This window comes from Endozoicomonas sp. Z74 (genome assembly GCF_057680865.1).
Map to the genome: position 1 here is coordinate 1 of NZ_JBLYZI010000166.1, position 7,998 is coordinate 7,998.

A 7,998-nucleotide genomic window follows, 5' to 3' on the forward strand; every position below is an offset into this window, starting at 1 on the left:
GCTACTCGACCACCACCGCCGTTACCTCTTGTACCAGCAGCACCGTTGGCTTCTATCGTGCCTGCACCTTTCAGAGTACCTATATCCAACCAGACTGACCCGCCACTTCCCCCGGCATAATTAGAACTGGCCACATGCTGACCATTGGATCTGATACTACCGGCAAGCTCCAAAGTATCAGCAACAATCTTGACAGCACCGCCTCCTCGACTTTCATAACTACTAGTAGAACCTCGCCCCCCCGTTCCGAAATCAGCAGGCTGATACATATCTCCATACACTTCGTTTGTTTTATAGCTGCTACTAGAGGTGTACTTACTCCCTGAGCCTCCATAACTGCCTCCAGCGTATGACATTCCTGAAGCAGCTCGATGCCCTCGACTGGACACATCAATGACAGCATTTTCACCCACTGTTACTGTTTTAAGAACTCTCAGGCTCAGTGGATATTCGCTTTTTTCTCTATTCGCATAACTGTGTGTCAATATACTGCTGTTTTTTAAACTGATCGTATTCCAGATTCCTTCCTTGTTTTCATCATTCGGCAAACTGACTTCCAAATAGCCATTATCCAAAATCATATCTTGCCCATGCACACTTATGTCTGCACGGGCTCGACCATTAAAGACCTTCAGAGTATGCTGTGCAATTTGCTGTTTGATTTCTGTTGCTGCATTACCAACATCGCTGCCCTGGATCCAAACCGTACCCGACGGCACTTCTTTCTGCTGAATAAAGTAGGTTCCAGCCGCTGCATTCTTTGCACCCGGTTTGGCTTGTACAACTCCGGAAAATTGATAACCATCCTGAGCCTGATATTGAATGGCTACTCGACCACCACCGCCGTTACCTCTTGTACCAGCAGCACCGTTGGCTTCTATCGTGCCTGCACCTTTCAGAGTACCTATATCCAACCAGACTGACCCGCCACTTCCCCCGGCATAATTAGAACTGGCCACATGCTGACCATTGGATCTGATACTACCGGCAAGCTCCAAAGTATCAGCAACAATCTTGACAGCACCGCCTCCTCGACTTTCATAACTACTAGTAGAACCTCGCCCCCCCGTTCCGAAATCAGCAGGCTGATACATATCTCCATACACTTCGTTTGTTTTATAGCTGCTACTAGAGGTGTACTTACTCCCTGAGCCTCCATAACTGCCTCCAGCGTATGACATTCCTGAAGCAGCTAGATACCCTCGACTGGAAACATCAATGCTTGAATCATCAGAAATGATGATAGACTGAGCATTGACCACTAACTTGTCACCTGTTTCAATTGAGTGCGTCAGAACAGCCCCATTCCTCAACACTAACGATGTAAACTCATGAGAGCCATCCATCGTTACCGTGGCACTATCAATCACTAAATCTTGCCCATCAAGATCAGCATTAGTTGCTGAGATTAGAGTATTCTCTGAGAGAATAATCTCTGCATGAAGAGATGGTATAACTAGTAGAAATAGATAAAAGGACACTAATCTGAGGCAAAACATCATAAACTATTCCATGTACAGGCATTATTTTTATCCGCAGAATAACTACTTAACATAAAAACATGCTAAGCCTGGGCTATCGAATGAATAGAGCCAAGAAGTATTTTCTGATGAATCATCACATTAATCTAATGCTCAACTGAGCATCCGACGACACAAACCGTTCACTGAAACGGGCATCTTGTTCTTCTCTCTGGCCGGAGAGCACCCTGAACACCACATAGTGATCCTGTTGTACAGCCAGCTTTTGATACTGTGCATCCAGTGTCTGCCAGCCAGAGCCAGTATAAAACTCGGTCCAGTTGTGATAATCGTCCGATGAGAGTACCGCCGACTGCGTTGGCACTACGAAACCGGCCACGCCCCGGGCCGGCACACCATTATTTCGAAAGACTGCCACAGAGAGGCTCATGTATTCGGTACAGTCTCCGCGCTTCTCCCGAAGGGCGTACAGCGCCCCCAGGTTCTCCCGAACATAGCCAGAATAGGTGATATGATTGCCTACAGTAGTAGTGATAGAAGCAGCCATTCGGTCCGTGGACATGCCTTCGAAAGGTTTGGCAAATGCCGTTAACTCCTGGTTATCAACCTCAACAAATGGCTCATCCTGGAGAAATCGTTCACGATCAAATAATTCAACTGCCCGCAGCCGTAGTGACATTATCAGCCGGGCAGAAATACTCACGGTTTTTCTTCCTCCCGGGGCCATTGGTCCAATCTGCAAAGCCAAAGTCTGGTTACCCAGATCGTCTTTCTCCAGGCGATACTCAGAGCCGGAGACACGAAGCTCTTCCAGCTTCTGGAAGGAGGTCTCCGCAACTGGCGCATACACCCAAACCTCACCACCCGGATAAGGCTTCGTCGAAGTGTTTCGGATTTCAAAGGTGTAGCGCAATGACTTGGGCTGTTCATAAACAGCGAACTCCTCTTCACCCGATTTACCCCAAATAAGCAGAATCACTGCCAGAACGACAAGCCCTGCGACCACGACAGCCCAACCCCACAACTTCTTCATCAGATACAGTTCTTCCGACTAAGATTCATTTTTTTAGACAGCTCAATCCGCACCCCATCATCCATGGCAGCCAAAACCTGACCAACATTCCCATCCATAATAAAAACACTGCCAAGGCGCGTATCTTGAAGGCGCTTAAAAAGAGACTCAGAATACCCGGACTCCGGATCAATCAGCACCATCGGCCTGTACCCGGACTGAGTGTGAAGGCGATGCAACTCTTCAAGCCTTGCCCAGAACCGATCATCGGTTTGCAGCTCAAACAGAAGTTTTGAGTACAGCTTTAATGCTTCCGGAATAGCCTGATTCACCACTACCAGCACCGGGGAGCCGTTAATGAGCTCCTTTAAAACAACGTCCGATGAAACCAGATAACTCTGCTCAAGGTGTAACCTGGAGGGCTTCACCAGCAAAGGCCTGACACCCTCACGAAGAAAGCCCACATCAAACCCTCTCGATTTCAGGGCCCTACATAGATGAATCTGTCGGCTGCGCTCAAATCCATGATCAAGCAACAGCAGTTTTTCATTTTTGAGATAATGTTTTACCGGTAGCAGCGCGGGAGAAATGGCCAGAGCAGAAACTGAAAGACGGTCCACATCAACCATCCTGTCAACAACTACAGGCTGATACCCACCGGTGCGGCTCTGAGCAAGGGATATCAAGCAGTCGTCAACAACTTCTTCATGAAAAAGGCACATATTCTCTGCCAGAGCCGGAGGAACAGGTTCCAGCCACCCATCAGGAAGCGAGTGAGCAGACAGCGTCAGAGATAACACGCAGATATAAAACAGAGCAAAAGAACGAACAACAACGGAAAAGGGTTGCCACATATACTTCCCTGATTAAACGACATTTTTATTTTATAATCGGTGGGCAATAATATCGTAAAATTTGTGTAATGACTACGTCCTGATTGAGGAAAATCAAGGCAAAAACCTTTTTTTTGCAATAGATGGCGCAATGGATCAAAAATCACACAATCAATAGCTTTTGCACAGTAATACTAAAGAGGAGTTGTAGTCCGTCAGAATAAAAATAACACGCTCTCATAGAGCCGTCCCAAGCATTGACACTATTTGTCCCCGATCAGATACATCAAGCTGTTCACGACCAGGCTGCCAGAAACGCTGATAAGCTCTGACATCTGCCACTGGTAGCGGTTGTAACTGATGCGCCCCTGGTCCGGAATCAGTACTGCCGTGAGCCGGTTGGCCTTGTCGGTTCGGTACTTGTAGCAGGTGTTTCCATTCCCACTCAGAGCGTGGGAACGAGTCAATGGGTCAGAGTTTACACCACTGTCTGATTTTTTTGGGACCGTTTCAGTTACTCCAGTTCAGCTACAAAACATGAATATCTTCAATAGAGATCACGAACTCCCCAGAGTCATTTTTTCTAACGTCAACCGACAAAGTTAAATCGCTAACTTCATCGTCGTACCACAAATCAAACTCAATTTGCCTCGCTTCCGCTTTTTCGTCATACACATCGTAAACACATGCAGAGTCATATGCAGACTCTGGGGGCAAAGTTATTGTCCCCGGATAATCATTTAAAGTAGTCTCAATATCAGCCTGTGAAAGTCGCCCGTTCTCATTCCTGGCGACTATTTCTGAAAACTTCGAACTGACTAGAAGTGCAACCAAACTCTTAATCAAATTTTTGATGATGTCGTTCATTTTAAGCTTCTTTACCTTTTCCTGTTGCCAACTGTCCTCATTGGGGTGCCTCCTGTGACACCTAAGCCTCCAAAATAGTCGTCTGCTCTCTGGATATGAGACCGAGCTTCACTCCGAGACAAGCCCGCCTTACGAAGCGCTTTATACCCGATACGCCTTTCAGCAGCGTAAGTGCCGCCGCCTCTCTGACGTTGAACTTGCGTCGCAATATAATGTTCGGATCCTTTCGCCGTAGAAGGGCCATTGAGTTGAACTGCTGGAGCATCCATTCTGTTGTACCCCGGAATATTCTTCGCGGCTGCATCTTGGATGACATGGTGAGAATCCTTTTCTCCAGCGTTCTTAAGTTGCCTATGAGTGCCGGAAGCTCTCTTTGTAACACCGCCACTACTGCCGCCAACTCCTCGACTCTCATAAGCCCGAGCCTTGGTACTACCCTTGTTTTTTGCCTTCCCAAACCAATTCCTTGGATCAAGGCAACTGTACCCACAGGCCTGCATCGATACAACTGCCGCTTCCGAGAACTCAAAGCCCGGTTCACAGTCCCCCATCATGTATTGCCACAACAGCCCCAGCGAAGCGCCTGCGGCCGTGGTTACCAAACATTCACCAAAACAGCGGAGATAGGCTTTACTGGCCTGGCGAACACCCCACCAGACCGCCTGGATCGCAAAGTTCACCAGCTGACCGTTCTTATCGATATACGTCAGCGGATTACTCAATCCATAGGCATACGCATTCAACCCGCCGTAGAGGCCCGTGGGGTCATTTCTCAGATAGCGCCCAAGGCCTGGGTCGTAGTACTGCCCGGGCAGTCTCAGGTTGTTGGTGAGGGTGCTTTTGTTGTTGATTGTGGTCTGGCCGTAGCTGCTGCTTCGGGCCTGCCAGGTGATGGCGCCGTTGCGGGTGAAGGCCCACAGGGGTTCGCCGTTGCGATCGTTGAGGTAGTAGTGGACTTTATTGTCGGCGGTGCGGGTAAAGAGCGGGTCCGTGGACCAGAGGCCCTGGGGTTTCCAGCCGTACTCCTGGATCAGTTGCCCGCGGTCATCGTATTCTCCGATCAGCCCCTGTTCGTTGTAGAGGTAATGGGTGACGGTACCCGTAGCGACGACCTCTTTTCGGATCCGCTTGCCCATGGGGTTGTAGCCGTAGCGGGCGATGGTGTTGCCATCTTTACGAACTTCGATCAGCCGCTCCCGGCTGTCGTAAAGGTAGTGCCAGTAAGGTTCTGCCCCGGTTGATCTTGCCCCGATAAAACGGACACCTTGCCAAACCCAAAGCAAGGTGATCCAATGCTACGACTCAAAGAGAAACATCGCACTTTTACCAACGCTTTTCGCATCATGGCTGTCAAGCTGGAGGCTCTGCCCGGCGTAATGGCAAAGGATGTTGCCGATATTCTCGATATACACCCTTTTATGCTTTCGCGGTGGAAGAAACAGTACAGGGACGGAAAATTTGTGAACCATGACACTGATACCCAAATCCTAGACCGTGAAACGGCTGCTGAGCTGACTCGCTTGCGAGCGCTGGAAAAAAAGCACCAGAAGCTCCTGAAGGAGCATGACCTTTTAAAAAAAGTCATTGCCGCCTCTTCCGGGCTCGACATAAAGGCGAGGCCTACCAGAAAATTGCACAGCAAAAAAAAGTAATCAGTGTCGTTCGACTGTGTGAATTGTATGGGGTCTCCAGAAGTGGTTTCTATGACTGGGTGAAGCGTACTCAATCTCAAAGAGCCAGGCAGGATCAGCGTTTGAGTCAACGAATTAGCCAGATTTATCAGGACCACAAAGGTCGCTATGGTGCGCCCCGTATCCACCAAACGTTAAAACTTGAGGGGATACACTGTGGGCGAAAGCGGGTTGCCCGACTTATGCAAGCGCTGTCACTCAAGGCCAGAGTATCAAGAATCTATCGACGGGCCCCCACTCACAAGGCCTTTTATATCCGTGAAAACCGGATCTTGGGAAAAGCCCGGCCTGAAGCCAGAAATCAGCTCTGGGTGGGAGATGTCACCTACTTGAAAGTGGGTTACCGGCACTACTTTCTGGCGGCCATACTGGATGTTCATACGCGTAAAATCGTGGGCTGGTCACTGGATAACACCCGCACGGTAGAACTGACTCTATCAGCCTTAAGGCAAGCTCAGAAAGAGCAAACTCCGAAAAAAGGATTAGTCTTTCACAGTGACCGCGGCGCGGAATACACGGCAATACGCTACCAGGATGAGCTGAAACGTCTTGGAATGCTTTCCAGTATGAATCGGCCAGGACAGTGCACTGACAATGCCTACATGGAGTCCTTCTGGCACTCCTTAAAGGCAGAAGCGTTGCATGGTGTTCGTTTTGAAACAGACATTGAATTGAAACGGACGGTCAAGGAATATATTGATTATTACAACGTTAGGCGACTGCACTCCAGCTTAGGCTATACAACACCTGAGCAATACGAGAAACTGGCAGCCTGACTTAAGAGCAAGGTGTCCGTTAAAACGGGGCAGGTTCAGGTGGGGTCAATAGCAATGTTGTTATCGGCGTTACGTTTGCCCCGTTTCACCAAATTACCATTGGCATCGTATGCAAAGCGGGTGTCGCCCTGCCGGGTCAGCTGGTTGAAGGCGTTGTCGATCTCGAAGGTATTTCGTTCCCACGCTCAGCGTGGGAACGAAATAATAATTCCATTGTTAAAGAGCGGGAGTCTTTACCACACCAAGCGTAGGAACGAGGTATAGCACGTAGCTTTATCTGCAGGAGCCGGTTGTATCAGACCTAAATTAAATCTGTGGTTGTCCTTTATTCTGTTATTCTGTTATTCTGTTATTCTGTAGTATCCTGCAGGGGATCCCACGCTGAGCGTGGGAACGAGCTAAGAGTCATAGACATCTCTTACGTTTCACTTTTGAAGAAAGTTGCTTGAAAATTTTTATTAAATACCAAGTAAAGCCAACTAGAAATACTGTTTTCAAGATCACGACTAATAAAAACAAAGCGGTATTGTCCTGAATATAAATATAACCAGAAACCCTGAGCTGTTTGGTTTTACCTTTCATTAGTGCATGAAATAAATCAAGACTTAGCCAAGGAATCATAAACAGTGAGACTCCCAAAAGAAAAAACTTTCCTTTTAGTGTTCTATAGCAGTTTTTAATTTGAGCATACATCACTCTCTACCTCTTTTTCCATGCAGCCTGCTGGTTTTCCACTCAAAATCCCAACCCAGGCATCTACTCCTGATCCTGCCACAAAAGTCATTATTACTTCATTTCGTGCTTCAGAATAATCACCGGCCTCTGCGATTTTTTTGTTTCTCGTCCGTCTTGACTGCTTACTGTTAGAGCGCCATGATTTAGCCTTATTGATTTTATTAAATGTAACAAGAGACATTCTTCCCGCATTTATTAGACCAAAAATAACTCCGGAGTTCTGCCCTCTAGAGTATATCTTTGAGCAATAATCTACACCACCAATGCCCTGCCACTCTCTGAAGTATTTTGTCCCATTCATTGATATTGCATCACCAAATCCAGCTACAAAATCTACCGTATTTTGGTCAAAAGTAAACTCTGTTGTTTCATAAATAACCCCCCAAACAGGATCCATACTCCAAAGCCCGTAAGGGTCATAAAATCGAAGAGGGTTAGCATAAACATAACCATATGAGTTAAGACCACCATTTAACCCAATCGGATCACTCTGAACATATCGCCCAAGCCCAGAGTTATAATCCCTGAAGTAGTTATAATGCAACCCCGTTTCCTGATCAAAATACTGCCCCGGAAATCTCAGGTTGTTCCTCAGTTCACTCT

9 protein-coding genes are annotated in these 7,998 nt (G+C 47.6%); 2 read left to right on the forward strand and 7 right to left on the reverse strand.

Annotated elements, in window-relative coordinates; translation table 11 throughout:
* The 6 genes from ACNRUY_RS25290 to ACNRUY_RS25315 all read right to left on the reverse strand — a co-directional run.
* Window positions 1–1,502, reverse strand: a 1,502-nt coding sequence (locus ACNRUY_RS25290; protein ID WP_488114442.1) for a hypothetical protein, incomplete at its 3' end; no start/stop codon positions are given.
* Window positions 1,503–1,617: 115 nt separating this feature from the next.
* Window positions 1,618–2,514, reverse strand: a complete 897-nt coding sequence (locus ACNRUY_RS25295) for a transglutaminase-like domain-containing protein (protein ID WP_488114443.1) — start codon at window positions 2,512–2,514, stop codon at window positions 1,618–1,620.
* Window positions 2,514–3,347, reverse strand: coding sequence for a hypothetical protein (locus tag ACNRUY_RS25300; protein ID WP_488114444.1), 834 nt, complete (start codon window positions 3,345–3,347; stop codon window positions 2,514–2,516). Before ACNRUY_RS25300 ends, ACNRUY_RS25295 begins: the two co-directional genes overlap by 1 nt.
* 242 nt (window positions 3,348–3,589) lie before the next feature.
* The gene (locus ACNRUY_RS25305) at window positions 3,590–3,793 is read right to left on the reverse strand and encodes a hypothetical protein (protein WP_488114445.1); all 204 of its coding nucleotides are present in this window, start codon (window positions 3,791–3,793) and stop codon (window positions 3,590–3,592) included.
* Between the two features lie 61 nt (window positions 3,794–3,854).
* Window positions 3,855–4,193 carry a DUF7668 domain-containing protein gene (locus ACNRUY_RS25310; protein ID WP_488114446.1) on the reverse strand — a complete coding sequence of 113 codons (339 nt, stop codon included), beginning with the start codon at window positions 4,191–4,193 and terminating at the stop codon, window positions 3,855–3,857.
* Window positions 4,194–4,204: 11 nt separating this feature from the next.
* Window positions 4,205–5,476, reverse strand: coding sequence for an RHS repeat-associated core domain-containing protein (locus ACNRUY_RS25315; protein ID WP_488114447.1), 1,272 nt, complete (start codon window positions 5,474–5,476; stop codon window positions 4,205–4,207).
* Between the two features lie 9 nt (window positions 5,477–5,485).
* On the opposite strand from ACNRUY_RS25315, the gene ACNRUY_RS25320 reads away from it, so the two are divergent.
* Both ACNRUY_RS25320 and ACNRUY_RS25325 read left to right on the forward strand, forming a co-directional pair.
* On the forward strand, window positions 5,486–5,845 hold the full coding sequence (locus ACNRUY_RS25320; protein ID WP_488114448.1) for a transposase: 360 nt from the start codon (window positions 5,486–5,488) through the stop codon (window positions 5,843–5,845).
* Window positions 5,824–6,660, forward strand: a complete 837-nt coding sequence (locus ACNRUY_RS25325; RefSeq protein ID WP_488114450.1) for an IS3 family transposase — start codon at window positions 5,824–5,826, stop codon at window positions 6,658–6,660. Before ACNRUY_RS25320 ends, ACNRUY_RS25325 begins: the two co-directional genes overlap by 22 nt.
* 676 nt (window positions 6,661–7,336) lie before the next feature.
* On the opposite strand, the gene ACNRUY_RS25330 is transcribed toward ACNRUY_RS25325, so the two are convergent.
* Window positions 7,337–7,998, reverse strand: a 662-nt coding sequence (locus ACNRUY_RS25330; protein WP_488114449.1) for an RHS repeat-associated core domain-containing protein, incomplete at its 5' end; no start/stop codon positions are given.